The 22,755-nt window shown below is 67.8% G+C and carries 30 protein-coding genes; 18 read left to right on the top strand and 12 right to left on the bottom strand.

Features of this window, described 5'->3' with window-relative positions:
- Nucleotides 1–157 precede the first annotated feature (157 nt).
- From OHT57_RS47040 to OHT57_RS46970, 15 genes are all read left to right on the top strand, one after another.
- Entirely contained in the window at nucleotides 158–1,333 is a 1,176-nt protein-coding gene (locus OHT57_RS47040) for a DUF932 domain-containing protein (RefSeq protein ID WP_328743706.1), read from the top strand.
- A 249-nt stretch (nucleotides 1,334–1,582) separates the two neighbouring features.
- Entirely contained in the window at nucleotides 1,583–2,071 is a 489-nt protein-coding gene (locus OHT57_RS47035) for a hypothetical protein (RefSeq protein WP_328743707.1), read from the top strand.
- A complete protein-coding gene (locus tag OHT57_RS47030; RefSeq protein ID WP_328743708.1) occupies nucleotides 2,064–2,537 on the top strand; it encodes a hypothetical protein in 474 nt (157 codons plus the stop codon). Before OHT57_RS47035 ends, OHT57_RS47030 begins: the two co-directional genes overlap by 8 nt.
- Complete coding sequence (locus tag OHT57_RS47025; RefSeq protein WP_328743709.1) at nucleotides 2,534–2,740, top strand: hypothetical protein; 207 nt, start codon at nucleotides 2,534–2,536, stop codon at nucleotides 2,738–2,740. Before OHT57_RS47030 ends, OHT57_RS47025 begins: the two co-directional genes overlap by 4 nt.
- Before the next feature lie 170 nt (nucleotides 2,741–2,910).
- A complete protein-coding gene (locus OHT57_RS47020; RefSeq protein WP_328743710.1) occupies nucleotides 2,911–3,231 on the top strand; it encodes a hypothetical protein in 321 nt (106 codons plus the stop codon).
- 289 nt (nucleotides 3,232–3,520) lie between these two features.
- Nucleotides 3,521–3,712, top strand: coding sequence for a hypothetical protein (locus OHT57_RS47015; protein WP_328743712.1), 192 nt, complete (start codon nucleotides 3,521–3,523; stop codon nucleotides 3,710–3,712).
- A 132-nt stretch (nucleotides 3,713–3,844) separates the two neighbouring features.
- Entirely contained in the window at nucleotides 3,845–4,087 is a 243-nt protein-coding gene (locus OHT57_RS47010; RefSeq protein WP_328743714.1) for a hypothetical protein, read from the top strand.
- Nucleotides 4,088–4,161: 74 nt separating this feature from the next.
- A complete protein-coding gene (locus OHT57_RS47005; RefSeq protein WP_328743715.1) occupies nucleotides 4,162–4,497 on the top strand; it encodes a hypothetical protein in 336 nt (111 codons plus the stop codon).
- 31 nt (nucleotides 4,498–4,528) lie between these two features.
- Entirely contained in the window at nucleotides 4,529–4,900 is a 372-nt protein-coding gene (locus tag OHT57_RS47000) for a hypothetical protein (RefSeq protein ID WP_328743717.1), read from the top strand.
- A gap of 50 nt (nucleotides 4,901–4,950) precedes the next feature.
- Nucleotides 4,951–5,661: a hypothetical protein gene (locus tag OHT57_RS46995; protein WP_328743719.1), complete on the top strand. Its 711-nt coding sequence runs from the start codon at nucleotides 4,951–4,953 to the stop codon at nucleotides 5,659–5,661.
- Complete coding sequence (locus tag OHT57_RS46990; protein ID WP_328743720.1) at nucleotides 5,658–5,858, top strand: hypothetical protein; 201 nt, start codon at nucleotides 5,658–5,660, stop codon at nucleotides 5,856–5,858. The genes OHT57_RS46995 and OHT57_RS46990 overlap by 4 nt, the downstream gene beginning before the upstream one ends.
- 10 nt (nucleotides 5,859–5,868) lie before the next feature.
- Nucleotides 5,869–6,480, top strand: a complete 612-nt coding sequence (locus tag OHT57_RS46985) for a hypothetical protein (RefSeq protein ID WP_328743721.1) — start codon at nucleotides 5,869–5,871, stop codon at nucleotides 6,478–6,480.
- 135 nt (nucleotides 6,481–6,615) lie between these two features.
- Nucleotides 6,616–6,960, top strand: coding sequence for a hypothetical protein (locus tag OHT57_RS46980; protein ID WP_328743722.1), 345 nt, complete (start codon nucleotides 6,616–6,618; stop codon nucleotides 6,958–6,960).
- Between the two features lie 61 nt (nucleotides 6,961–7,021).
- A complete protein-coding gene (locus OHT57_RS46975; protein WP_328743723.1) occupies nucleotides 7,022–7,261 on the top strand; it encodes a hypothetical protein in 240 nt (79 codons plus the stop codon).
- A gap of 58 nt (nucleotides 7,262–7,319) precedes the next feature.
- Nucleotides 7,320–8,015 carry a hypothetical protein gene (locus OHT57_RS46970; RefSeq protein ID WP_328743724.1) on the top strand — a complete coding sequence of 232 codons (696 nt, stop codon included), beginning with the start codon at nucleotides 7,320–7,322 and terminating at the stop codon, nucleotides 8,013–8,015.
- A 52-nt stretch (nucleotides 8,016–8,067) separates the two neighbouring features.
- Here OHT57_RS46970 and OHT57_RS46965 read toward each other — a convergent pair whose 3' ends face one another.
- Nucleotides 8,068–8,274 (bottom strand): hypothetical protein, encoded by a 207-nt coding sequence (locus OHT57_RS46965; RefSeq protein ID WP_328743725.1) that lies wholly within the window; start codon nucleotides 8,272–8,274, stop codon nucleotides 8,068–8,070.
- Between the two features lie 81 nt (nucleotides 8,275–8,355).
- Between OHT57_RS46965 and OHT57_RS46960 the strand changes: the two genes are divergently transcribed.
- Complete coding sequence (locus OHT57_RS46960) at nucleotides 8,356–8,883, top strand: hypothetical protein (protein ID WP_328743726.1); 528 nt, start codon at nucleotides 8,356–8,358, stop codon at nucleotides 8,881–8,883.
- A gap of 6 nt (nucleotides 8,884–8,889) precedes the next feature.
- Nucleotides 8,890–9,216, top strand: a complete 327-nt coding sequence (locus OHT57_RS46955) for a hypothetical protein (protein WP_328743728.1) — start codon at nucleotides 8,890–8,892, stop codon at nucleotides 9,214–9,216.
- Between the two features lie 43 nt (nucleotides 9,217–9,259).
- Here OHT57_RS46955 and OHT57_RS46950 read toward each other — a convergent pair whose 3' ends face one another.
- From OHT57_RS46950 to OHT57_RS46925, 6 genes are all read right to left on the bottom strand, one after another.
- Complete coding sequence (locus OHT57_RS46950) at nucleotides 9,260–10,477, bottom strand: hypothetical protein (protein WP_328743729.1); 1,218 nt, start codon at nucleotides 10,475–10,477, stop codon at nucleotides 9,260–9,262.
- A gap of 15 nt (nucleotides 10,478–10,492) precedes the next feature.
- Nucleotides 10,493–13,585, bottom strand: a complete 3,093-nt coding sequence (locus OHT57_RS46945) for a hypothetical protein (protein ID WP_328743730.1) — start codon at nucleotides 13,583–13,585, stop codon at nucleotides 10,493–10,495.
- 368 nt (nucleotides 13,586–13,953) lie between these two features.
- The gene (locus tag OHT57_RS46940) at nucleotides 13,954–15,138 is read right to left on the bottom strand and encodes a hypothetical protein (protein WP_328743731.1); all 1,185 of its coding nucleotides are present in this window, start codon (nucleotides 15,136–15,138) and stop codon (nucleotides 13,954–13,956) included.
- A 233-nt stretch (nucleotides 15,139–15,371) separates the two neighbouring features.
- On the bottom strand, nucleotides 15,372–16,484 hold the full coding sequence (locus tag OHT57_RS46935) for a hypothetical protein (protein WP_328743732.1): 1,113 nt from the start codon (nucleotides 16,482–16,484) through the stop codon (nucleotides 15,372–15,374).
- Between the two features lie 7 nt (nucleotides 16,485–16,491).
- Nucleotides 16,492–16,821 (bottom strand): helix-turn-helix domain-containing protein, encoded by a 330-nt coding sequence (locus tag OHT57_RS46930; RefSeq protein WP_328743733.1) that lies wholly within the window; start codon nucleotides 16,819–16,821, stop codon nucleotides 16,492–16,494.
- Nucleotides 16,822–16,830: 9 nt separating this feature from the next.
- Nucleotides 16,831–17,898 carry a tyrosine-type recombinase/integrase gene (locus OHT57_RS46925; protein ID WP_328753072.1) on the bottom strand — a complete coding sequence of 356 codons (1,068 nt, stop codon included), beginning with the start codon at nucleotides 17,896–17,898 and terminating at the stop codon, nucleotides 16,831–16,833.
- 142 nt (nucleotides 17,899–18,040) lie between these two features.
- On the opposite strand from OHT57_RS46925, the gene OHT57_RS46920 reads away from it, so the two are divergent.
- Nucleotides 18,041–18,325, top strand: a complete 285-nt coding sequence (locus tag OHT57_RS46920; RefSeq protein ID WP_328743734.1) for a hypothetical protein — start codon at nucleotides 18,041–18,043, stop codon at nucleotides 18,323–18,325.
- 312 nt (nucleotides 18,326–18,637) lie between these two features.
- Here OHT57_RS46920 and OHT57_RS46915 read toward each other — a convergent pair whose 3' ends face one another.
- The 5 genes from OHT57_RS46915 to OHT57_RS46895 all read right to left on the bottom strand — a co-directional run bounded on the left by OHT57_RS46915 (nucleotide 18,638) and on the right by OHT57_RS46895 (nucleotide 22,727).
- Complete coding sequence (locus OHT57_RS46915) at nucleotides 18,638–19,486, bottom strand: alpha/beta hydrolase (RefSeq protein ID WP_328743735.1); 849 nt, start codon at nucleotides 19,484–19,486, stop codon at nucleotides 18,638–18,640.
- A gap of 73 nt (nucleotides 19,487–19,559) precedes the next feature.
- Complete coding sequence (locus tag OHT57_RS46910) at nucleotides 19,560–19,832, bottom strand: hypothetical protein (protein ID WP_328743736.1); 273 nt, start codon at nucleotides 19,830–19,832, stop codon at nucleotides 19,560–19,562.
- 65 nt (nucleotides 19,833–19,897) lie between these two features.
- On the bottom strand, nucleotides 19,898–21,307 hold the full coding sequence (locus tag OHT57_RS46905; RefSeq protein ID WP_328743737.1) for a glycosyltransferase: 1,410 nt from the start codon (nucleotides 21,305–21,307) through the stop codon (nucleotides 19,898–19,900).
- Nucleotides 21,304–21,954 (bottom strand): SIS domain-containing protein, encoded by a 651-nt coding sequence (locus tag OHT57_RS46900; protein WP_328743739.1) that lies wholly within the window; start codon nucleotides 21,952–21,954, stop codon nucleotides 21,304–21,306. Before OHT57_RS46900 ends, OHT57_RS46905 begins: the two co-directional genes overlap by 4 nt.
- On the bottom strand, nucleotides 21,951–22,727 hold the full coding sequence (locus OHT57_RS46895) for a cupin domain-containing protein (protein WP_328743740.1): 777 nt from the start codon (nucleotides 22,725–22,727) through the stop codon (nucleotides 21,951–21,953). The genes OHT57_RS46900 and OHT57_RS46895 overlap by 4 nt, the downstream gene beginning before the upstream one ends.
- Nucleotides 22,728–22,755: the final 28 nt, after the last annotated feature.

Below are 22,755 nucleotides of genomic sequence, written 5' to 3'. Positions count from 1 at the left end.
CGTGACGCCGCTCCCCGAGTTCCGAGCGCCGTTGGTCTAAGTGTGCTGGTCAGGGGTGGGTTCACTCACCCCTGAAACACACTATTATTGAAGTTGTTCGGGGGGTGGTGGCTCCACCCCCCGACCCGCAGAGACCAACAGCGAAGGGGATCACCGCATGACTCAGCAGTACGCCGAGCGCGCTACGAACCTCGCCCCCACGGGGGCCCGTAACGCCGACCTGTCCGACCTGGTCAGCATCCTGGAAGCCGGGGAGCGCCGGAAGCTGGACATCATCGCCTCCGTGTCCGCGCTGCGGATGCGTGAGGGAAACATCCACGTCGAGGGCGTGGAGTCCCAGATCAGCGCGGCAGGTGTGACGGCCGTCGATGGCATCTACCGGCCGACCGCCGTTGCCGACGAGGGGGTTTCGGACAAGCTCCGCATCCCGCTCGCCTACCTACGCCGCATGCGCGCGGAGAACGTCCCGCTGCTGGACGAGAACGTCAACGCGTGGATGCGGCAGGAGCCGGAGCGCCGTTTCATGCTCCGCGCGTTCCGGAGCGAGAACGGCCCCGGCATGCCCGGTGAGGGTGTGGCCCGCGCGCTGCTGTCCGACAGCTACAAGCTGATGGACAACCTTGACATGCTGCTGGCCGCCCTGGACGGGGTGGAGAAGTCTGGGCACCCCACCCGGATCACGGGGTGCGACCTCACCGACCGGCGCATGTATGTGCGCGTCGAGTCCGAAGCGGTCGCGATCCAGGCCCGCAACCTGCTGCGCGGCTACCGCTCCCCGTTCGACGGCCGCAGCGGTGACGAACTCCCGATGATCTCCGCAGGGTTCGTCATCACCAACAGCGAGGTTGGTTCGGGGGCGTACACCATCACCCCGCGCGCGGTCATCCAGGTGTGCCGCAACGGTCTGACCCAGACCAAGGACGTCATGCGCGCCGTGCACCTGGGGGGCAAGCAGGACGAGGGCGTTGTGTCCTGGTCCGGCCAGACCCAGCGCAAGACGCTGGAGCTGATCACGTCCAAGACCGCCGACGCCGTGCGCACGTTCCTGTCACGGGAATACGTCGAGGCCAAGGTGTACGAGATGGAGGCCGCCGCCGGGAAGACGCTGGACGAGCCGACAAAGACCATCGAGCACGTCACCAAGTCGCTCAGCATCGGCAACGAGGCCAAGGACCGGATCCTTTCCCACTTCATCCGGGGTGGGCAGATGACGGCCGGGGGCGTGATGCAGGCTGTCACGTCGACCGCGCAGACCCTCACCGACGCCGACCAGGCCGCCGCCCTGGAAGCGCTCGCGGTTCCCGCCCTCACGGCCGCCGCCGCGCACGGCTGACAGACCCCCGTGCGGGCCGGGCAACTCCCCCAGCCCAGCCCGGCCCGCACGGGTCCGACCGTCCCAGAGCGCGGAGCGCGCGACCCAGCCCCGCAGGGAGCGCGGAGCGCGCCCGCCCCGCCTCTGCCGCGTAGCGGCAGCGCGACGCGTCGACGGAGCCGCCCGCGCGCCCACAAGAAGCCCGTTGTGCCCAGGGGCGCAGTGCAGCCGGCCTCCGTCGCCCACCGCCCCGCCCCGTGAGGAGTCCTCATGTCTGCACGCCCGGAGATCACCCACCCCGGAGACGACGCCATCGCGGCCGCCATGAGCCGCACCCTGACCGCCCTTTCCGCCGTGTTCCAGGCACTCGGAGACGGTGAGCACACGCTGAACCTCGTGGCCGAGCGGACCGACAACGCGTTCGTCACGGGCCGAACTGATCTCTCGATCGGCATGGAGCCGCTGCGCCTGGCCGTCCTGGACGAAGACGAGTTCTGCGCCCTGCGCATGCTGCTGGTGTTCGCGCTGGAGGGCAGCACGATGCGCAGCGCCGTCCTGATCGCCACCACGGCCGCAGAGCCCACCCCCCGCGCGTGCGGCTGGTCCGTGCGTGACGGGTGGCTTCACCCCATGGACACGGACGAACTCCAGGCCGCCGTCATTCCGTGCCCCGACGTCGCCGCCGTAGAACGTGAGGTCTACCCCGCCCCCGTTCTCATCCAGCTCCCCGACTCCGACGAGGAGGCCCCGCATGCCTGAACCGGAGCTCCCACGGCCCGACAACGCCGCCACGGCGTCCGCCATGGGCCGCGCCCTGCACGCGCTGACCGCGTTGTTCCCGGCCCTCGGAGAGGGAAGCCACGAGCTGCACATCAACGCCGAGCGCACGGACGGCACGGAGGTGAGCGCCGACCTGTACGTGACCGTCGAGCCGGGATCGTGTCACGTGGATCACTCCGCCGAGGAGTACGTGCAGTTCTTCGTACTGCTGACGTTCGCGCTGGAGAACAGCACCGTGCGTGACGCCGTCCTGGTCGCCACGACCGCCGACGCAGGCATACGCACGTGCGGGTGGGAGGTACGGGCCGGATGGCTGCACCCCATGGACACAGCCGAACTCCACAAGGCCGCCACGTCCCTCCCCGCAGACGACGCCGCGCCGCACGTGGTCTGTCACGCCCCCGTCCTGCACCGCCCCCACGGGACCGCCGAGGAGCGCTCATGAGCGACAAGCCCGCCGTCACGCCGGACGGCTACTGCACCAACACCAAGCCGGTTTCCGGCACGATCGAGCAGGTCAACGGCCATGCGCTCGGCGGGAAGTTCTTCAAGATGCACGGCCGCCGCTACGCGGACTGTCCCTGTGGCCGCCGCCCCAGCCTGACCGACCGGGGCACCCTCCGCCGACACAAGCCGCCGAAGGAGTAACCCCCGCAGACGCCGTCCACGCCCCTCCCCCGGTACGGGGGCGTGGACGGCCGCCCCGGCCAGCGCGCCACTGGCCGACTACCGCCCCGCGCCCGCACCCTCCCCTTCGGCGAGTGCGGGGCGGCACGCCCCCTCAGCCCACCCGGTCGAGTCCCGAGGAGTCGCAGCCCATGACCAGTCCGATCCTGACCATCGACACGCCCGCCGGCCCCGTGCGCGCCACCGCCGGCCCCCGCCACGCCGACGCCGTCGTGTTCGAGCTGGGCGGAGCGATGCGCGGCAGCGTGCACGTCACCGGCACCACCGACCCTCACCGCTGGGACCAGTTCACCGCCGTCCGCGCCTGTCTCGGCCCCGTCAACGCCTTCAAGACCACCGCCCCCGACGAGGACCTCCCGCGGCCGCACCGGCTACCACGGCAGCCTGACCCTCTACCGCGACAGCACCGGCCGCCCCGGGGTCTCGGTATATCCGCTGCCGTCCGCCGCTGATCACCCGCCATCAGAGAAGACGGAAGCGGTACTCACCGCCGTCCTGCGCGGCTGCGCCGAGCACGTCGCGCAGCGCGCCGACCTGCCCGCGATCCTGGAGGCCTCACGGCAGCGTGACACCCCCGGCCTGCTGCGCTTCCTCACCTGGTCCGCCTCCTGCCACCAGGCCGAAGCCGTCCGCCTGGAGCGCGAGGCCCGTACCGCGCTCCCGGAGCGGAAGGCCGCCGAGGCCGCATGGCGGACCGCCGCACGGTGGCTCTCTTTCTCCCCGGACCCGGTCCTGCTGCTGATGCTGGCCGACCGCCCCGACTCACTGACCCAGAAGATCAGGGGGTTGCAGTGGTGGGCCCCCTACTGCGTCAGCGCGGCCGCCGAGGAGCACGAGCGCGCCCGCCGCGCCCAGGAGGAAGCCGACTCCCTGCGTGCCCAGCAGCGCAGGCGCCCGCGCGGCCGCCGCCCGGCCCTGGTCGGCACCCCCTGACAGACGGAGGAAAGCGCAGGTCAGGGGCGGGTTCACACCCACCCTAGAAACACTATTATTAAAAGTGCGAGAGGGGCGTCACAAGTCCTGCCCCGCCCCCTCTCGCACCCGCCCCGGACTGAAGGAACCGCCGTGACCGAGCAGCTCACGTTCGCCGCCAACACCGGCTCGTTCGGCCGCCGGGTTCTTGACCGTCAAGATCGCAGCACCTGTTACGGGGTCGTCTGGCACGACCCGAACGGCGTCTGCGCGTGGGTGGCCGAGTTTCCCGGCAACCGCCCCGGCAGCGGCGGCATCCCCGGCTTCACCAGCCGCACGTGGGCCGCGCGGTTCCTCTACCGCTACTGCAAGCCCGAGCCGTCCGGCCGCCCCTGACCCACCGCCCCTCACCCCTCGCCCACACGCTCAGCCCGTGATCCCGGGGGCGCTTGACCACGAAGGCTCCCGAGATGGCCCTGAGTACCGGCCGGCAGTACGCCCGCACCCTCGAAACCGGCGACCGCTACATCACCACCGACCTCGACAACACACGCCACGAGATCACCGTCTTCACCGTCACCGAGCACCTCGACGACTCCAACTCCGTCCGCCACCAGTACGCCGACCCGGTCGACCACGCGCACTTCACGTACTCGGCCGTCGTGCACGTCACCTACCGGGCGCCCCGCTGCCCCCACGGCCACGACTGGCGGTGGTGCGAGCGCCTCCCGTGCGTCGACTGCGAGTGGCCCGACGAGATCGACACCGCCTACATGGGCAACGCACCCGCCCGTACCGCCGCGTGACCATCCGACACCGAAGACAGGAGCCCCGATCATGCGTTGGCTGATGAGCCTCGGTGAGCGCACCCGCCCCGATGCGCCGACCTACGCCGAGGACCCCGCCCCCGACCAGGCGCGCGCCCTGGCCCTGGTCGACGACTTCGCCCACCTCTTCACCGTTCTGCGGGAGTGGCGGCGGGAGTACGGCGAGGAGCTGACCGCGTGGGCCGTACAGGTCGAGGCCGACAACGTCGAGAACCTCCCCGCGGAACTCATCGAGCAGTGGGAATGGGAGGGCGCCCCGGTCCGCCTCGACACCGAACGGGGCGGCTACGTGAAGGTGTCCGACTACCGCGAGGTGCCCGAGCGCCCCGGCATCAGCGCCCGCACCACCACCGGCCTCCCTCTGTGGACCGCCGCACCCTGACTCGTCCGGCAGGCCGCTCGCGTCGCTCACCCCCCCTGGAAGGAGAAACCGTGTCCGCCGGACGCCACTTCGGCATGGTCATCAGCCGCTTGCCCCGCTTGACGTACATGGCAACGGTCCTCGCCTCTGCGGACTGCCGGTTCGTGTGCTCGACCTGCTACACCGACTGCTGGGCCATCCACCGGCTTCACGGCGAGACCGCATGGATGTGCTCGCAGTGCGCCGATCTCAAGGACAACGGTCTGACGCCCGGCCCCCGCAGCTTCCACACCCAGCCGCCCCGTCCGCTCCGGGTGGGTGAGCAGCTGCGCAGCCCTGAGGGCGTGTGGGAGGTCACCAGCTCCCAGCGCGTATGGACGTGGGGAGGCCGCCCCCTCCAGCAGCAGGCCTGCGTGTATGTCGTCACCCGCGAGGACGGCCACGAGGAGGAGTGGCGGGGCCACGACATGGCCGACTTCCACCTGATCCCGGCCGAGTTCGAGCACATCACCCGGTCGCGCCGCAACGAGCTGGGCAGCGCGCTCACGGCCGCCGGCCTTTCCTGGGAGGACAACGGACGCCGGGCCACCCCACGGCGTCTGACGTACACCGTCACCGGCCCCCCCGGCCGCCAGTGGTCCATCCGGCCCGTCGCCGGAATCGACTTCGACCCGTGGCAGCCGTCGAATCTGTGGCGGGCCGTCCGAGCCGCCCCGCCCCACCAGAGCCCCGTCATGTCCGCCCGTGCTCTGGCCGACCACATCCGGGAGAGCCCCACGTGAGCGGCCAGCTGCGCCCATGGCGCCCGGAGGACTTCGACGACCGGTGCGAGACGTGCGGCGCACCCCCAGGCCAGCTGTGCCACGCATGGTGCGACACCGGATACACCGCCGAGGACGCCCGCCGCGATGCCGAGATCCACGACCAGGGCACGCGGAACCCCGCCCCGAGCACACCCCCCAGCCATCCGAAGGAGTGAACAGAGCGCCATGACATGCGAGTTGATTACACAGGAGCAGTTCAACGCGTTCGCCGACGAAGTGGCGCGGGAGCTGGGTACGCACTGCCGTACGGCCGAACTCACCAACTACGACGGCGGTTTGGGACGGTTCATCGTCGACGGAGACGGCCGCGCCCTGCGCCTGTGCCAGCCCGACGACCGCCACCCTGACCGCTTGAAGATCCACGCCGCACTGCCAGACGAGACCAAGATGATCGCACCGTCGATCGGGGTCACAGCCCGCAGCGCCCGCCACGTGGCCCGTGAGATCACCCGGCGGCTGTACCCCCTGCACGCCGAGGCCGCACAGCAGGCCGCCGAAATCGCCGCACGGCAGGAGGCAGAGGAGAGCAGCCGCCGCGCCGTCACCGAAGCCGTGGCCGGCGCACTCCCCGGGGCCCGGATCGACGAGCAGTACCGGCACACCCGGATCATCTGGCAGCACGACACCAGGCCGCCCGGCGAGCACGGCCCCGTCCAGGTCGACAGCGCCACCGTGCTGGTCGGCCCCTCCGGTGAGAGGGTGCAGGCCGAAGCGTCCGGGCGCCCCAGCTCCGTGATTGCCATGCTGGCCGCGTTCACCCTGGCGTCACGGGAGTGAAAAAGAGCAGGTCAGGGGCGGGTTCACACCCTCCTAGCTCACACTATTACTAGTAGTGGGCCGAGGGGGCGCCGTCACCTCCCCCCTCATTCACCGGCTGACAGCCCCCTTCCCCCTTCAGTCCCAGGAGTTGCCATGCTTGGAACGCTGCGCCGCGCCCTGCGACCGGCACATCTGCGCATTCCCGCCCGCCGGTTCGCCGCCGGGATCGCGGAACTGCCGCCCACCGCGCGCGAAGCATTCGGCACCGACGTCACGGCCGGGGAGGCCATCGCCTACAACCGCGTCCGTGTCGCCACGGCGACCGCAGTCGCTCTCTACCGCAGCGGGCACACGCTGCCGCTGTCCGACGACGACCTGGACGACGCGGTGCTCGCCCTGGACTTCCCCTACTCGGCCCCGAGCACGGAGACCCGCGCGTCCATCCGTGCCGCGCTCGCCGTCCTGGACGCCGACTACACCGTCACCGTCACCCGCTGACCAGCCATCCGCCCCGTCCGTGGGCCGCCCCGACCAGGGCAGCCCACACGGAAGGAGTCCGGTGTTCCTCGTCGTACCCGACCCCGCTCACGGACTCGTTGCCGCTCCGCAGTCCTCAGACGACCTCACGCCCGCCACCGAACAGTCCCTTGCCGCCCAGGGCTTCGCCTGGAACAACGAAATCGAGGCGTACACCCGTCAGGCCGATCACGACCCCGCGGCCGTGGACGGCACCGCCGGCATGCTGCGCGAGCTGGGCCACTACGTCTTCTCCGCCTACAGGCCGCTACCCAGGCGGTGACCCCCGCCCGGCCGGCCGCCCCGCCACCTCCCGCCCCTTGCGCAGAGGGAGCTCCGCCATGCCCCGACGCCGCACCCAGCAGCGGCCCGTCCGGTATGCCGCCGCCGAGCACGAGGGACGCCACCAGGTCGTGGACCAGCTCCACGGGTACGCGCTCAGCAGCCACGCCACCCGTGCGGCCGCCGAGGACTCGGCACGCAAGCTGACCGCCAACCCGACGGCCGCGATCGAGGCCGTCGAAGAGCTCGACGCCGCCCAGTGGGGCCCGGCCGCCACCGAGCGCCGGATCCTGCGCCGGTACGGGTACGGCTTCAGCCTGCGCCAGGACGAAATGCTGTCCCTGTGCGGGGAGTTCAGCCATGACCGGCTGGAAACCCTGGTCTCCGGCGGCCATCTGGCCATGGTGTTCAGCCCGGCCGGTCTGCCGTACTACACCACGCCCGAGCGGTACGCCCATCTGTCGCCCCGCTGGATACACGACGGCGCCGAGTCATTCCCGGCCGGCGACGTCGCGCGCCTCGAACGCCCCCGCCCCGCACTGGAGTTGCTGCCCGCCCGCACGCGCTACAAGCCGTGCGAGATGCACGGGATCACGCTGTGGCGGTGCCTCATCTGCGGGCCGCGTGAGCGCTTCGAGTGCCAGTGGGGCGAGTGCACCGCCAACCGCGTCACGGCCTACTGCGAGCGCTGTGTGCGCATCGATCCCCGGCGCACCTTCGCGCTACCGCCCCGCCGAGAGCACGACTGGCCGTAAAGCATCAGGTCGGAGGGGGTTCACTTTCCATCAAGAGACACTATTATTTGCATTAAAACGCCTGCCCGAGGAGGACTCCCGCGATGAACACCGAGGAACTGGCCGCATCCCTGGCGGCGCCGACCGCGGCGACGGTGCGCGACGCGCTGCGCAGCCTCACACCAGCAGCTCTGGACGCGCTGGCCGTCGAAGTCGTGGAGGCCACCGAGGAAGCCTGGCGCCAGATCGTGGTCAGCCGGGTCGCAGCGTTTGCGGCCACCCAGCCTCGCGGCGGTCGCGCGCCCGTGGCGGCCTACTTCACAACGATCGAGCGCATGAGCACGGACGGCATGTCCATCGAGTGGAACCCGTTTATGGCGGCGCTCACGACCAACGAGGACATCCCCGACCTCAGGAACACCCGCACCATGGTGCGCGTGGTGCGCCCGCCGGAGACAGCGCTGGCCAGGAGATCGCCGACCCGGAGCTGGTCACAGCGCTTGACCAGCTCGCCCTCCTGGACCCTCCCAACCACGAGGACTTCCTCCGTGTTCACCTGCCTCATCGACGGGCAGCTCGCCGTCAACAGCCCGGACCCCCGTCTCGCGCTCGCTCTGCCGCACGCGCCGGCGACGTCGCGGACGGCGACCTGCTCCTGGCCGCGGTCGGCGAGGAGGGAGCCGACTACTTCGTCACCCCCTACATCGCCCACCCCGAGCCCTTCGACCCGTCGTGCGGCTGCGGCGTGTGCTGCCTCGTCACGGCGCCCGGCGAGGTGGTGCTGCTGTCCCAGGGCGATTCCTGGGAGTCCTGCGATCCCTGGCCCGCCGACGACCGCCTACTCATCGTCTCCGCCCAGCGGCTGACGGACCGGCCCCTCGAGGAGTGATCCGCCATGCCCCGTACGACGTACACGCCGTCACTGCCCGGCCTCAGCGCCGCCGACGACGACCTGGACACCATCATCAACTGGGGTGCCGGCGCTGACTCCTCGGCCTACATCGCCAAGATGCTCACCGCCCCGGATGCGCACGGCATCGACCTCGACCGCACCGCCGTCCTCTACATGGCCACCGGCAGCGAGTGGCCCGAAACCCGGCTCCTGGCCGATATCGGTAAGTTCGGCTATCAGAACCTGCGCAATGGCCGACCTCTGGATGTGGCGAAACACCATCCGGGCCATCACGGCACGTCCGGGTGCGTTGCTCATCTCGCCGCGTGAGAACGCACGTGTCCTGAGTGCCTGCTCTGTGGCCGCGACAACTTCAAGGAGCGGGGGGGCCGTATATGCGTGCTGCCTGGCGCATCGGATCGCTCGCCGTACTGATGGCCTTCGGGGTGACCGCGGCCAGCTTCTTGCCAAGCGTCTCCATTTCTCCATGCATCCGGCTGAAGTGATCCGTCAGCTCAGTGTATGCACCGCTCGGCACAAAGTAGGGCAATTTGAGTTCGCCACCACCTTTGGCACGCCATGGCAGGTCAGACTTAAAACCTCTTCCGAGCGATTCGATCCGCTCGAAGCCAGCAGGGACATGAGCGGCGAAAGTTTGCAGGCCATCCCCGCGAGGATGGGGGAGTCTACGTACCAGATAGCTCGCCAGGTCTTCGCTTATGGTCAACTCCCTAACTGGGATTGAGGTGATCTCCACTTCATCCTCTCCAGCTCTCTGGTAGAGAGTTTCCCGGTTGGCTTTGGCGATGCTTGGCAACGCGATACACCAGATGCACTTTTCGAAAAAGAGCCGCAAGACACGTGCCTCGTTGCCAGAGATGCGTGGTGTCGCGGCTAGCTCGGCCAGGAACTTCTTCAGCTCGGAAGCTTTCTCGGCGGTGAGGCCCTGATCGTCGAGATCGCGCTCGTAGCTGTCGAATGTCCGCCCGACCACATGCTCCAGGACGGCACAACGGCGCAGCACGGCCTCTTCGACGGTACTGGCGGGGCTGTCTGCCGCTGATGGCACGAAGGTGTTTGCCGGCGATGGAGTGACGGCTCTTTCGGCAAGGCCCTTGCCGACGCTTACAGCGCTGCTCGCGAATCCCAATGTGAGGCTGGTCCAGACTTCTCTCCAGAGTCCTGGATTCGTCTCGTAATCGGGCACGCGGCTTTCCACAGCGGCCACCGCGTAGCCAAGCGGGTATGGCACGACGATGGTGGGGATCGTGACGATGCGGCTGCTGTTATCGGACTGTTTGCCGAGGAGGGGCTTGAGGAATCGTGATGTGACCCGCTTGGTGATCATCGAGGTGGCAGCCGACGCGAGCGGGCCGAGAGTAAGTTCGATGAGTACGTCGAACAGAATGTCCCGCAAAGTGTCCGATTCGGCAATGTCAGGGTTTTCGAGCTGGTCGAGCCGGACGTCGCGGACCTGACCAGCTGCCGCGATCACCGATGCGGCAACCTCTCGAAGCGACCGGATCTGCGCGTGCCGTTCGAAGCTGAGCCGATCCTTTAGATCGCGGATAGCAGTGGCGTCGACTGTCATGGTGAGCGCCTCGGGTCACATGGTGAGGTCTGCGCGGTTGGCTGACAGCACCACCAGGTTGGTCGGTACTCTTACGTCCCACGGCGCGCCGCGTTTTACGCTGCCGATGGCGTAGGTCGTCGTCGGGCTGGTTGGTCCCTCGTAGTTCCGGTCGAGGTCGAAATGTTGGCCTCCGGCGGCGAAGCTGACGATTTCGTAGCGTTCTCCGTCGATGAAGATTTCTCGCCCCACGTCGCGGTTGGTGATCCGCTCGTCGGTGTCGACGAGGAGGGCCTGCGTGTTGCCGTTGGTTAGGTTGAGGTGGCCAGAGCCGCGCAGCACGTCGGGATGGGCGTCCTCCAGTAACTCCAGCCACATGTCTGAGTACTGGAGGCCAAGCACTTCCGCGGGGTTAGTTGTGACCAAATCCCGGGCGGTGGGCGGGATGCGCTGCAGCGGTTCATTGGGATCCCACTCATCCAGCCGGTCCTGCTGCCATTCAGGCAGCGACGGCTCACTGTCGAGGTAGGCCAGAACACGGGCTTCGTGACCGGCGGTGATTGGGACGATGACGCGGGCCGAGCCTGCTCGCAGGAATGCTTCGTGCTTGGGGTCGTTCGGGACAGAGAGATGCTGGCGCAGTGGCCAGGCCGCAGTGCGGCCCCAAAAGTAGGGTTCGAGCACATAGCTCATCTGATCCCACTCGAATGACTGCGCGAAGAACCTCACAACCGGCGCCTGCTCGTCCGCGGCAACTGGGTCGAGTTGCGGAACTCCGTCATATTGCACGACGGCGTCGTAGGTGTACGGTCCGCCGCGCATCAGCCCTATCGCCCATTTCTTGAGTTCGTCGCGTTCAATGGCACGGTTCTGTACCGAGGGTCGGCCGCCGAAGAGAGGGACACTCGGCGTACCGAACCGGGCCTGACTCAACGACTCCCGGTACCGTGTCTCCAACACCTCGTGAGCCTGCAGAAGCCGCTGGTAGGTGTCGAGCTGCCAGCGTGCAAACAACGCTACGCTGCGGCGGCACTTGAGGTAGACGTTCATGGTGGCCGCGTTGTCGTAGGCGTTGGCGAAGCGGACGGTTACCGGGATGCCATGGTCATCGGCGACGCTGGGCATGGCAAGCACGAAGGATGACTGATAGCTCTGCAAACCGTCGGCGTCAGAACCTCCCTCCAACTCAACACCAGAGTCGAGGACGACCTCCCCGCCCACGGCGAGATGGGCATGGAATTTGTTGACTACATTCCCGGCGCCGCGACCTCGGCCGGTCGTCGCGTATCGGCCGCTGATCGGCTCGTAACCCACCGGCACCTGAAGTGCCTTACCGACCGTGACCTCACCTTCGTTGTCTGAGTCCTTGATCTCGATAGCGAAGGCGTCCCCGATCTGCATCAGCAGCGGTGGCGGAGCGGCGACGTCACGCGCCCCGTATGACTCGGTGAGGCACAGATAGTTCGCTTCGGTAATGTCGTGCGGACCGAAGGCGAGAGGCAGCGGCTTAGGTACGTCCGGCCGTACCGGCTGCGCGGCCTCGATGAGCGACAAGGCCGGTTCTGGGATCGAGAACTCAATCATGAAGCGCTTGCCGTATTGGTAGAGCTGTAGCCGCTGCACCTTCTCTACCCACCGGTAAACGCCGGACCGTGCTTGAGGCTGACCTCCTCCTCCATCGGCCGTGTTGTTGATCGTGTGGCTGGTGAGTTCGCGGATCGTGTCGGTGGTCACCGTGCGGCGCAACTCCCGAGCGCGTTCCTGAGTGCGGGTCACCGCTTTGCTGACGACGTCCTGTGCGGTGCGGGTCGCCGACCGGCTGGCCTCCTCCTCCGATCGACTCAACTCGACCCCAGCCGATGTATCGACGTTGGTGAGTCCGTACTTGCCGGAGGTATTGACTCCGGCTCGGACGGCAAAGTCTGTGGAGATAGAGTTACTTGATTCCGCCTGCAGCTCGAACCGGTCCGTCGTTTCCAGCTCGTGTTCGGTGGTCGTCTCTGTCGTGGTCTCGTTTTCCACTGTCGCTTCAAGTCGGTGAGAGCGCTCGTGCTCGCGGGTTGTACTCTCGCCAGCGAGGACGTTCTCAATGTGCGAGATCTCGCGGGCCTCATAGCCGACCAGGTCCTCGCGAACGACGAGCAAATCACCCCACCCAAGGGCTGTGATCGCCGGGCGGGCCTTCGTGGTGGGTCTCCTCGGTTCAGGGAGCTGCTCGGTGAGCGATTGCTCATACACCCGGATCTTTCTACACAGGTCGTTGGCAGTAGCGAGCTTGGCTTGCAGGTCGACCTGTAGATCGTCGATGAAGTCGCCGAAGTTCGAGAACGTGCCTCGATCCTGAAGGAATGCGGCGAGAACCGTCCGAGCGGGTGCGCGGAGGCGCGTGCCGAGCGCAGTAAAGAACCCATCGTCGACGGACAAGTCGCCAGAGTCGTCGAAGAGAAGTGTTGCCTTCACCATGATGGTCTGCAGTGCGCGGGCCTCGGCCACGGCCGCATTCCTGTCCTTCCTGACGTCGACCTGCTGGGCTGGCTGTTGCGCCTTGGGCCCGCCGCCGTGGCCAGTTCCCAGGACGCTAGCTGGCGTTCGCCACGCAGAGGGGACGACCAGCGGGATGGTGAGCAATGCCGGACCGTCAGCCACGGCGTATGCGCCAGCACCGATCCGCCGAATTACCTCGGCGAATCGCAGCGCGGCCTCGTGTGCCGTCATGAGTCGGACTGGCTCCGGATCGCCGGCGCGCTGCCGGAGCTGCAATGCCAGCCAGGATGCAATCAACCGATCATGGGCGGTGCCGAAGTGCCCAGTATGTGCGTATTCTTCCACGGACGCTGATTCGCCAAGGACTTCGACCGTCTTGTCCTGGAACTTCGCCCGCGGCTTCTTGGTGAACTGAGACGCCAGGTCCACCCATGGCACTTGCTCTCCCAGTTCACCCTCGTCCCAGTACGGCAGCCTCTGCGCTGCGTCGGCGAGATCCTGACCCGAGCTGCGCCACAGCCTGCCGACCGCGTCTAAGGATCGAAAGTGCGATCCCCCAGGGTTGCGAGGGGTCGGCTCCAGGGTGCGCCGATTGTCCGCACCGCGGAGACTGACCAATCGAAATACCTCATTGGTGGCGCTCATATTGATCCTTCCTGTTGAAGTAGAGCTTGCCCTGTCTCGCCCAGGCTCCTCCTTCCGTGCCGACGTGTACATAACGGATACATGATTGATTGTTGATGTTTTGAAATAGGTGGTGACTGTGGGATGCTGCACCGCCATTGTGAGCGTCGTTCGAATACCAAGGGTCGTGTTTGGCCAAGAAATATCCGGGGTGCAGGGCCCGGCGTTCTCGTGAAATGCTGCTTTCGTTCCTCGACGGTTGACGGCCCGTTGGCTCTGCCGCTGGTCCCGACCGGCGAGGTCGAGATCGTGCCGCCGGAGCCAAGCAGGATGAATCGCGAGAACGCTGGGGCTCTGTCCAGGAACCCCTGTCAGTGATTGATGCTCGGCTACGTCGAAGGGCGGAACGCCTGTCGGCGGGAGAGTTCGGCGGCGTAGTCAGCCCTTGTGGAACCAGCCTCCTTGGTCCACTGCTCGGCACGGCTGATGTGAAGCCCCAGCAGGCGGCTGAGGACGACGGCCGGGAGTTCCGAGGAGAGCTCCATGAGTGTGGTGTTGCGGGCGGGCCGTGCCTTGATACCCAGGGCGGTGAGCTTGCGCATGAGCTGTCGGCTACTGATCGGCTGTCCGCCAGCCGTGCCCGGGAACAGCCAGGGGTGATCGTCACTGCGTCCGAGAGTGGAGTACCCGTGCCGCTGCTGGACGAGCTCCAACACGAGGGAGTCCAGCGGTGGCTGCAGGTCGGTCGGGTGGGACCCGAGTGCGAGCGCAACCGCGTCCTTTGTACAGGTGACCTGGTCCAGGCGGATCCGGGAGGTTCGACTCAGAGGCTGGGCGAACAGCAAGAGAAGAAGGCCCGTGACGCGGGTGGCGGTGTCGACCCCGTCTCCCTTCACGAGCCGGCGGACGTGGGCCCATCGTTGATCTTGCTCAATGAGGACCATCGCCGAGTCCTGAGGCGGGATCGGGATCACGACGTGGTGAGCGTGGCGATTGCGTACTGACCAGACCAGGAAGGTCCGGGCGAGATAGCGAACCCAGAGGTCAGTGGCCAGCCAGTCGTCGATGTCGTGTTGGGTGCATGTGGCCAGGCTCGTGCCGCGGGCCCGGAGCCATTCGATCAGTTGGATTGCGGCCTTGACCTCACGGCGGACGACAACCGCTTGGTGCAGCGTGACGGGCCGTTTCTCGGCGTCTCGCCGGAGCCGCCGCAAGTGGTGCCAGGTGGCGAAGCCGCGGACGACCTGACGCTCGCTTACGTCCTCGATTCGGGCGACGGCCCGGGGCAGCCATCGCTCAAGTTCGGCGAGGCGCTCGTCGCGAGCCGGAAGAACACCGTCGGCAGCCAGGGCTGCTCTCAAGTGCCGGACTGCTTTGACCGGGTGTCCAAGGCGGTCGAGGAGGTCGTGCGTCACGGGCCCCTTCGCGGCAGCGAGAGCGGCCAACAGACGCCGCGGAACGGGTTCACGAAGCCAGTACAGAAGAGAGAGCGGATCGCCCCGGTGTAAGCATTGGAACACCGGTTCCAGGTCCGCTCGGACGGTGCCGTCCGGCCCGCCGAGCAAGCCGGTCAACTGCCGGTTGAATGCACACGAGTTGCAAAGCCCGTGGTGATAGAGCCGTTCGAGGGCACCACACTGGACACAGTTGCGTCTGGCGATGGGGTGCTTGTCGTAGCAGGACCGGCAGAGTGCTTCCCCGTTCGGGCCGCGTCCAGTGAGCGGCTTGGCCGTGCCACAAATGTGGCACGGCACCGGAACCCGAATGCAGCTGTGACAGAGAGGCCCGCCGTCGGGCAGCCGGGCCTTCACCGACCGTTCGTTGCCGCAGCGGGAGCACGTCTCGGGCGGCCGCAGCTGGTTGGAACACGCCTCGCAGCGGGGCGCCTCGCTCTGGGCGAAGTAGCAGGGCCGGGTCCGGCCGCAGTCCGCGCAGACGGCTGTCGGTGGCCGGAAGCATCGTCCGCAGAGTCGCTGGTGACCGTTGCCGCGAACGATGTTCGCGGTACGTCCGCAGCTGGTGCGTGGTTGACCGGGTCGGCTCGGGTGCAGGGGTGACACAGCGGCTGGTCGTCGACAGTTCTGGTGGCGACCGGCTTGGTTCGCCCGCAGCGCGAGCAGGGCAGGAGGCGGAACTTCTCGTAGCAGGCGCGGCAGGCGCGTTGGCCGTCCAGGCCGTGGCGGAGCTTTCGGTCGGTGCCGCAGAACGGGCAGGCCGGCAGCACAATGTTCCGGGCGCCGCGGGCCAGGAGGTCTTCGATCAGGAGGATGAGCTTGTGCGGCCCGTGGGCGCCCTCTCCGGTCAACAGGCGGAGGTTGACCTCCAGGGCCAAGGCCAGCTGACGCTGCTGGGCGGGCATCTGGCAGATTGCCCGGACCGCGGCGGCCACCTCATCCCGGGCGAGGCCGGGGTCGACTGCGGCAGTGTGGTCGCAGACGACGTCGACGGGGTCCTGGTTACCGGTGTCGGGATGAAGGGCACAGCGGGGCTGGCCGAGGCGGTCGTGGCTGGCGGCATACGCGGTCCGGCCGCAGATGACGCACGGGTTCGCAGCCGCGGCCTGCTTCATCTGGCAGTAGGCACAGATCCGCTGGTCGCCGTCGAGGTTGGGCAGGCGGTGCTGTTTGCCGCAGTGGGCGCATCTGGGCAGCACGACCCGAGTGGCGCCGACAGCCTGCAGGGCCCGCACGAGTTTCTGGATAGCCACGGGTCCCTCGGGGCGACCGGACGTGAGCAGTTCGGGGTCCCGGCTGAGGGCCTCGGCGAGCTTGCGGTGACGGGACTTCATCTTGGCCGTCGAGGCGATGGCCTCGGCGACCACGGCCGGGGAGAGCTCGGGTTCGATAGCCAGGACGACCTCGGCGATCAACGCGGTCGGCTCGGTGAGGAACCGGGGAGGCTGGTCATGCTCCTGGGGCACGCGGGGCCTACTCCTTCACGATGCGGGCCCGCGTCGGCCGGAGGCCGCCGAGTCCGCCGTGGGTCTCGGCGGCGTCGCCGGCCGCCTTGCGGCGCTGGGCGGCGACGGCGACCGGCTGGATCAGCTCTTCCATCGAGCAGCCGAGGATGTCGAGCAGGGCCATGAGTGTCTTCAGGCTCAGCCGCTCGGGCCTCTCCACCACGAGCCGGTAAGTCTGGCTGGGGGACAAGTCGATGCCCCGCTCGGCCAGCAGTGGCCGTAGGTCGGTGGTGGAGAACATGCCGCGGGTTGCCATGACCTCGCGCAGGTGCCAGCGGTAGTCCAGTTTTGCCGTCATGTCGTATCCCTACTGGTCAGCGGTGAGTGCACGGTCCAGGACCTTCCGCATCATCGTGTTCATGAAGTCCCCGCTGACCCCGGTGTAGATGGCGGTCGTGGAGGCATAGAGATGTCCGACCTGTTCCTGGATGAACTTCGGGTCGGCTCCGTCCTCGATGTTGTGGGTCACATACGCATGCCTGAGGCAGTGCGGAGTCAGATCCTCATCCATGCCCAGGGCGCCGCGGTATTCGGCGAACCGGTCCTCGATCTCCCGGGGCTGGAGCCGGCCGCCCCGCTCGGTCAGCCAGAGGGCTGGCCGGTCGCTCGCGCGGTAGCGGGGGCGGAGGTTGAGGAGGTAGTCCTCCACAGACTCGACTGCCCAGGGCATCAGGCTGAGCACTGTGCGGCGACGGGGCGGGGATCCCTTGGTCCGCTTGCCGTAACGGACGTGCAGGGCGCCGAACTTGCCCAGCTCAGGAGCCTTCGGATTCTTGTAGAAGTCGGTCGTGTCCAGACGGGATACTTCAGTCGCGCGCAGGCCCCAGCCGTAGATGGTCTTGAACACCGTGGCGTCGCGGTAGGCCGCCATCGCCCCCTTGCGGCCCAGTCGGATCGCCCGTTCCACCTGGTCGTCTGCGTAGTCGAACAGTGCCTGGCATTCCTCACGGGTCATCGGCCGCCGGTCGGCGCTGCCCTCGTACTCGGTGAGGTGGGCGACGGTGTTCCACTCGTGGCAGATCTGGACCGGATGGGTGCCGAAGCGTTCCTCACAGATCTCCGGCCACTGGTAGTACGGCGAGGTAATGTAGTCGCAGAACTGCCGGATGGAGCCCTGGTAGTTGCGGATAGTCGACTCGGCCCGGTCGCCCGCAGCAATCAGTTCAGTCATCCAGTCGTCGAGGTCACCCGCCGACCACGTCCACGGGTACTCGTTGGCGTACTCCATGAACCGGCGTACCACTGACAGCCGGTCACCGATCGTCTTCGGCTGCAGCCGCCTGCCGCCCCGCTGCTGGCGCCGCCACCCTTCCAGCATCGCGTCGAACACCGCGTCCTCAGGGTGAAGGAGGGCGACGCCGTCGACCAGGATCATCCGGCCGAGCGGGTCATCCGACCCCGAACGAGCCACGCTGCACCCCTTCCTCTGGGTGCACGAATCATGCATCACATGCAAGCAATGCCGCAAAGCTGCTGGTCAGCTATCCGAGTCGACGAAGACGACAAGGTGGGGAAGGATGCAGATCAGCAGGTCGCGCCGTACGGGATCGCGCGTCAGATGCAATTCCCCGGGGTTCGAGTTCATGATCCCGCTGCTGCGCGAGAACGGCGTGCGCTTCGTCCAGCTGGCGCGCAACGGGCACCTCCAGTCCGACGGGTTCACGATCCTCGACGACTCCCGTCACCCCGAGCAGCTCATCGCGCGCGGGCCGTGGACGCTGTGGGCCGACCAGGAGTCCGTGGCACGGTGCCCCAGGTGGCCGGCACCCGCAAATGCAGCCTCTGGGCGAAGGGAGACGTAGGCGACTGGTGGCTCAAGCAGGTCTTCGGCGGTCGGCCGTTCAGGCAAATCATGGGCTTCAACGCCGACGAGGAAGGCCGCCGCCTCGGCGACCAGGTCACCTCGAAGATGCCCGGGCGTACCGGGGAGTTCCCGCTCATCGACTGGGGCTGGAACCGGCAGCGGTGCGAGTCCTACCTGCTGGAGCGGTTCGGCGTGCACTGGCCGAAGTCGTACTGCACGTTCTGCTTTATGTGGAATCGAGCGGGAACCGTTGAGGACGTGTCCGGGCGATCAAGTGGCTGCCCTGCGGCCGGAGCGTTGCAGGCGGTACTCAGCCCTCGTCCGACCGCCACAACCAGCGGAGGGCATCGGGGAGCAGGACCCCACCGTGGTTGGGGCTGTGGCCGCCATCGCCCAGGACGAGGCGGAAGTCGTAGCCGGCTTCTGCGAGAGCAGCCGCGACGCGCAAGTTGTGGGCGAGCCAATTCCACTCGGGCTCGTTCCAGTGCAGGTCACGATGGCCAGCCTGCATGAAAATACGCAGCGGCTTACGGGAAACGCTGGGAATGATCCCTGGGTAAGGGTTGCCTCCTGGCATCTGCGTGAAGCTGGACAGGTACCCGATGACTCGGCGGAACTTGTCAGGGCGGAGCCACGCTGCGGTGAAGGCGCAATTGCCGCCGCTGCTGCCACCGCAGATGCCCCACCGATCGGGGTCCTCGGTGATCGAGTAGCGCTTGGTGACCTCAGGGATGATCTCGGTCAGGAGAAAGGTGACGTACCGATCGTCGTATGCGTCGTACTCGGTGTTGCGGTTCTTCGGATCCTCAGCGTCGGGGAAAACACCTGGGTCGACGAACACGCTGATGGTGACCGGGATGTCACCGCGATGGATGAGGTTGTCCAGGACTATCGCGCCGCGGACCTCCCCTTCAGGGTCCAGGTACCACTGTCCGTCCTGGAACACCATCAGCGACGCCGGCTCTGAGCGGTCGTACTGTGCGGGGACATGAACCCAGAACTTCCGTGACGTGCCCGGGTAGACCGCGCTTTCGTTCCAGTCGAACTCAATGGTCTCGCCGGCTGGCACGCCCGGCAGGACAACCGAGTCGGGGCCGTGGGCATAGCGAACGTCTGACTGGTCAACCGGAAGCGGCTGGTAGGGCACCTCGATGGTCATGCGGGCCACTCTAGGAGAGACCGTCCGACTGTCGCCCGCCAAGCAGAGACCGCCATGCAGGCACTCCGCAACGTCAACCAGCGGCTGATGGTTGAGAACAGCCGGCTGATCGCCGCCGACGCTCCGGAACCAACCCGGATAACCGCAGCCGCCCGCAAGCTGCCCGGCCCTTGAGAAGCTGCGAGTCGCCGTGATGTTCAGCGATCCAATCCCTCGCCGACGCCCGAACAAAAGCGAGCAAAAATGACTGAACGCTGTCCGCGCAGTTGAGAAACTCGTTACCGGTGGGCAGGGCCTGGGTGGTGTTGCCGCGCTTGAGCTGGACCCGCCCGAGGTCGGCGAGCACGATACAGATGATCGAGTGCGGATGGGGAAAGATTCTTCAGATGTTCCGGACGCCCCACGTCACCCCTACTCGTGAACACCCCCCGTGAGGAGCCGGGCCATGGTGTGGATCTCGGTGTCGGGTAGGAAGTCCGCGCGTACCCGCTGCCGGGCACGCTCGCCCAGGGTGTCGATGTCCATGCCGCCGTGCAGGGCCGAGATCACCAGCTCCGCGAAACCCGGCAGGTCGTGGGGGTCGTCTACGAGCAGCCCGGTCCGGCCGTGGGTGACCTGGGCCCGGATGCCGCCGACACCCGCAGCCACGACCGTTCGTGCCTTCCACATCGCCTCCGTGACGGTAAGCCCGAACCCTTCGGCGAGGCTCTTCTGCAGAACCACCGTGGAAGCCCGCTGGATTGAGTTGACCAGCAGCGCGTTGTCCACCAGGTCATCCATCGGCAGGCAGACCAGCGTGACCCTCCTGCGCTGGGCGGGTGGGAGCCGCAGCCACGCGGTGCGGCAGCGCTCGAACCACAGGGCCTGCTCGGTGTCGTCGGGCACGCCCAGCGGGTCGGGACCAACTAACGCGAGGTGGCCGTCCGGCACATGGTCTGTCACCGCGGCCAGCACCCCGTGCATGTCCTTGAGCCGGTCCCAGCGGGAGACCTGGGCGATCAGAGGCTCTTCGGGGTCGGGCGGCGCTTCGCCGGTCACCTGGACGGGTGGGCCGCCGCCGTTCGGGCCCGCCGGGGTGCCGTCATCCGGCCGCAGACCGCAGCGGACCAGGGCACGCCGGACCGTGGCCTGGTCCAGTGGGCGATTCTTAGCGGAGAACGGCGCGATGAACGGCGCCAGGACCGCTGCGCGTCCGTTCCGCAGCCGGTCCGGGATGTGCCACGGCACCGAGAAGAGCGTGCCATGTGCGCCGTCCAGGAGTGGGGCGAGCAGGTTCCAGGCCCGGTCGGACACCTCGGTCGGCCGGTCGACGCCGACATGACACCGCCAGTACACCCGTACTCCCCGCCGGGCAAGCCGTGGCACAAGTCCCGCCGTTTGATGGTCGTGCAGCAAAACGACGTCCCCGGGCCGGACGAGGCTGGCGAGCCTCTCGCCCGGCCCGCCCAGGGCAGCGAGATAGGCATCGCGTTCGGTCGGTCCCAGCTGACCGCCGTCGCCTGTACTGCCGTACAGTGCGAGCCCGAGCCGCTTGGCTAGCGTGAAGAAACCGGTGTCGCCGCCGACGACCGCCCACCGTGCCCGCATCCCCAGCCGCCGGTACAGGGGCAGCAGTGTGTGCAGCATCTCCGCGACGCCGCCGCCCGCGCCGGTGGAGTTGACATGCCACAGGGTTCCGCCGCCCAAGGATTCACGGAGAGCCGCCGCAGCGGTGTGCAGCCGCGCCGTGCGCTCGGGGCCAATGAGTACTTCGAAGCCGGCGAGGTCGAACGGCAGCGGCGTCGGCTGGAGTGTCAGCCCGCCCTCGGCTACGGCGCTCATTCGGCCGCCTCCTGCACCCGCTCCTTGAGGAGGCCGACCAGCATGTGGTTCACTGACAAGATCGCGTCCTCGAAGTGGAAGTTATTGTCATTCGCCCCGGTCTGACCGGGGAAACGCGAGGTGCCAGGCACCACCAAGCAGATGTCTGCCGACTTCCGGCAGCGTCCCCCCGAGCCCTTGGTCATCACGAAGGTTTGCGCACCGGCCGACCGCGCCACTTCCAGCGCCCGGAGCACGTTCGGGGAGTTCCCGCTGCCGGAATAGGCCATGACGAAGTCGTCGAGTCCCACACGGCCCGCGAGCTGTGAGGCGAACATAAGGTCGGGCCCCACGTCGTTGACCAGCGCGGTCAGTTCCGCCGCGGAGCCGCACAGGTTCACGAAGTCCAGCCGCGGAACTCCGGGGGAGACTGGGCGCGACTTGTCCTCGGAGACGAAGGGGTGCAGCCGGAAGTCGGCGTACACGTGATCGAGCGTGCCAGCGTTACCCCCGTTAGCCAGGGCGTAGACCGTCCCGCCCGCACGGTAGGTGCGGAACAGTTCGTCCGCAACGCGGACCACGTCCCGCGCCGGGAACCGATCCAGGACGCAGCGCTGTTCGTCCAGGTAGAGCCGTACGGCCGCGGCCAAGTCCCGGTTCGCCGTCATGCCCGCCTTCCCGGGTGCTCCGCAGTGATCCGCCCGTCGGCGCGTCCGGTGTCGTCGGCCCAGCGCACGACGTCGTCGAGTTCGGTTGTGGAAACCTCCACGGACGTGTACGCCTGCTTCGCGACGACCCGGTGCAGTGTGTCCGGCGGTGACGTCCAGAACGTGCCCGCCGTGTGGCGGGTCCAGGCGGCCGCCGGTATGGCGACCGGGACGCCGGGGCCGTCCGGTGCAGGGGCCCCGTTCAGTACATCGGCCACCCCGTCCACGACGTAGTTCGTCTCCGTCTTGCGCCGGTGCGACTGGAGCGAGGAACGGTTCCCCGCCTCCATACGGATGCGTTTCACCACGTAGCCGCAATCTGGCGCGTTCTGCGTGTACCAGACCTCGGACCCCCAGGGCTTGGTCACCATGTAGTCGCTCAGGTCGTGACACGGCTCAGGTGCGTCCGGCCTCACTGGGCGTGTGCTCTCCGGAAGGCAGCCGGCCTCCAGGAGCAGCGCGTCCCCGGGACCCGCCGCGGCGCATCCGAAGACGCTGCCCGGTAAGGCGTGCCAGCCCTCCAACGGGGTGAGGACCCGGTCGCGGCCGCCTCCACTCTGGACCAGCCGGACCGACCCTGCCAGGACGAGGAACGTGCGGTAGCCAGCGGACGGGGGGCGCGACGGCAGGGCGCCGTCCGGCCCCAGCCGGTGCTCGACGAAGAGGTAGCGCCGGGCGGTGTCGGAGGCGACCAGGTCACGGCTCACCGCCGGCGTGAAAGGGGAACTGTGCATGGTCACTCTCCTGCTCGCTCGCGAACAT

The sequence above is a fragment of the Streptomyces sp. NBC_00285 genome, assembly GCF_036174265.1.
Lineage (GTDB): Bacteria > Actinomycetota > Actinomycetes > Streptomycetales > Streptomycetaceae > Streptomyces.
This window is presented reverse-complemented; position numbering and strand designations above follow the sequence as displayed.

Coding starts and splice junctions, on each gene's coding strand:
- OHT57_RS47040 (WP_328743706.1), top strand. CDS start 158: ATGACTCAGCAGTACGCCGAGCGCGCTACGAACCTCGCCCCCACGGGG.
- OHT57_RS47035 (WP_328743707.1), top strand. CDS start 1,583: ATGTCTGCACGCCCGGAGATCACCCACCCCGGAGACGACGCCATCGCG.
- OHT57_RS47030 (WP_328743708.1), top strand. CDS start 2,064: ATGCCTGAACCGGAGCTCCCACGGCCCGACAACGCCGCCACGGCGTCC.
- OHT57_RS47025 (WP_328743709.1), top strand. CDS start 2,534: ATGAGCGACAAGCCCGCCGTCACGCCGGACGGCTACTGCACCAACACC.
- OHT57_RS47020 (WP_328743710.1), top strand. CDS start 2,911: ATGACCAGTCCGATCCTGACCATCGACACGCCCGCCGGCCCCGTGCGC.
- OHT57_RS47015 (WP_328743712.1), top strand. CDS start 3,521: ATGCTGGCCGACCGCCCCGACTCACTGACCCAGAAGATCAGGGGGTTG.
- OHT57_RS47005 (WP_328743715.1), top strand. CDS start 4,162: ATGGCCCTGAGTACCGGCCGGCAGTACGCCCGCACCCTCGAAACCGGC.
- OHT57_RS47000 (WP_328743717.1), top strand. CDS start 4,529: ATGCGTTGGCTGATGAGCCTCGGTGAGCGCACCCGCCCCGATGCGCCG.
- OHT57_RS46985 (WP_328743721.1), top strand. CDS start 5,869: ATGACATGCGAGTTGATTACACAGGAGCAGTTCAACGCGTTCGCCGAC.
- OHT57_RS46980 (WP_328743722.1), top strand. CDS start 6,616: ATGCTTGGAACGCTGCGCCGCGCCCTGCGACCGGCACATCTGCGCATT.
- OHT57_RS46970 (WP_328743724.1), top strand. CDS start 7,320: ATGCCCCGACGCCGCACCCAGCAGCGGCCCGTCCGGTATGCCGCCGCC.
- OHT57_RS46955 (WP_328743728.1), top strand. CDS start 8,890: ATGCCCCGTACGACGTACACGCCGTCACTGCCCGGCCTCAGCGCCGCC.
- OHT57_RS46950 (WP_328743729.1), bottom strand. CDS start 10,477: ATGACAGTCGACGCCACTGCTATCCGCGATCTAAAGGATCGGCTCAGC.
- OHT57_RS46945 (WP_328743730.1), bottom strand. CDS start 13,585: ATGAGCGCCACCAATGAGGTATTTCGATTGGTCAGTCTCCGCGGTGCG.
- OHT57_RS46930 (WP_328743733.1), bottom strand. CDS start 16,821: ATGACGGCAAAACTGGACTACCGCTGGCACCTGCGCGAGGTCATGGCA.
- OHT57_RS46925 (WP_328753072.1), bottom strand. CDS start 17,898: ATGATCCTGGTCGACGGCGTCGCCCTCCTTCACCCTGAGGACGCGGTG.
- OHT57_RS46920 (WP_328743734.1), top strand. CDS start 18,041: ATGCAGATCAGCAGGTCGCGCCGTACGGGATCGCGCGTCAGATGCAAT.
- OHT57_RS46915 (WP_328743735.1), bottom strand. CDS start 19,486: ATGACCATCGAGGTGCCCTACCAGCCGCTTCCGGTTGACCAGTCAGAC.
- OHT57_RS46905 (WP_328743737.1), bottom strand. CDS start 21,307: ATGAGCGCCGTAGCCGAGGGCGGGCTGACACTCCAGCCGACGCCGCTG.
- OHT57_RS46900 (WP_328743739.1), bottom strand. CDS start 21,954: ATGACGGCGAACCGGGACTTGGCCGCGGCCGTACGGCTCTACCTGGAC.
- OHT57_RS46895 (WP_328743740.1), bottom strand. CDS start 22,727: ATGCACAGTTCCCCTTTCACGCCGGCGGTGAGCCGTGACCTGGTCGCC.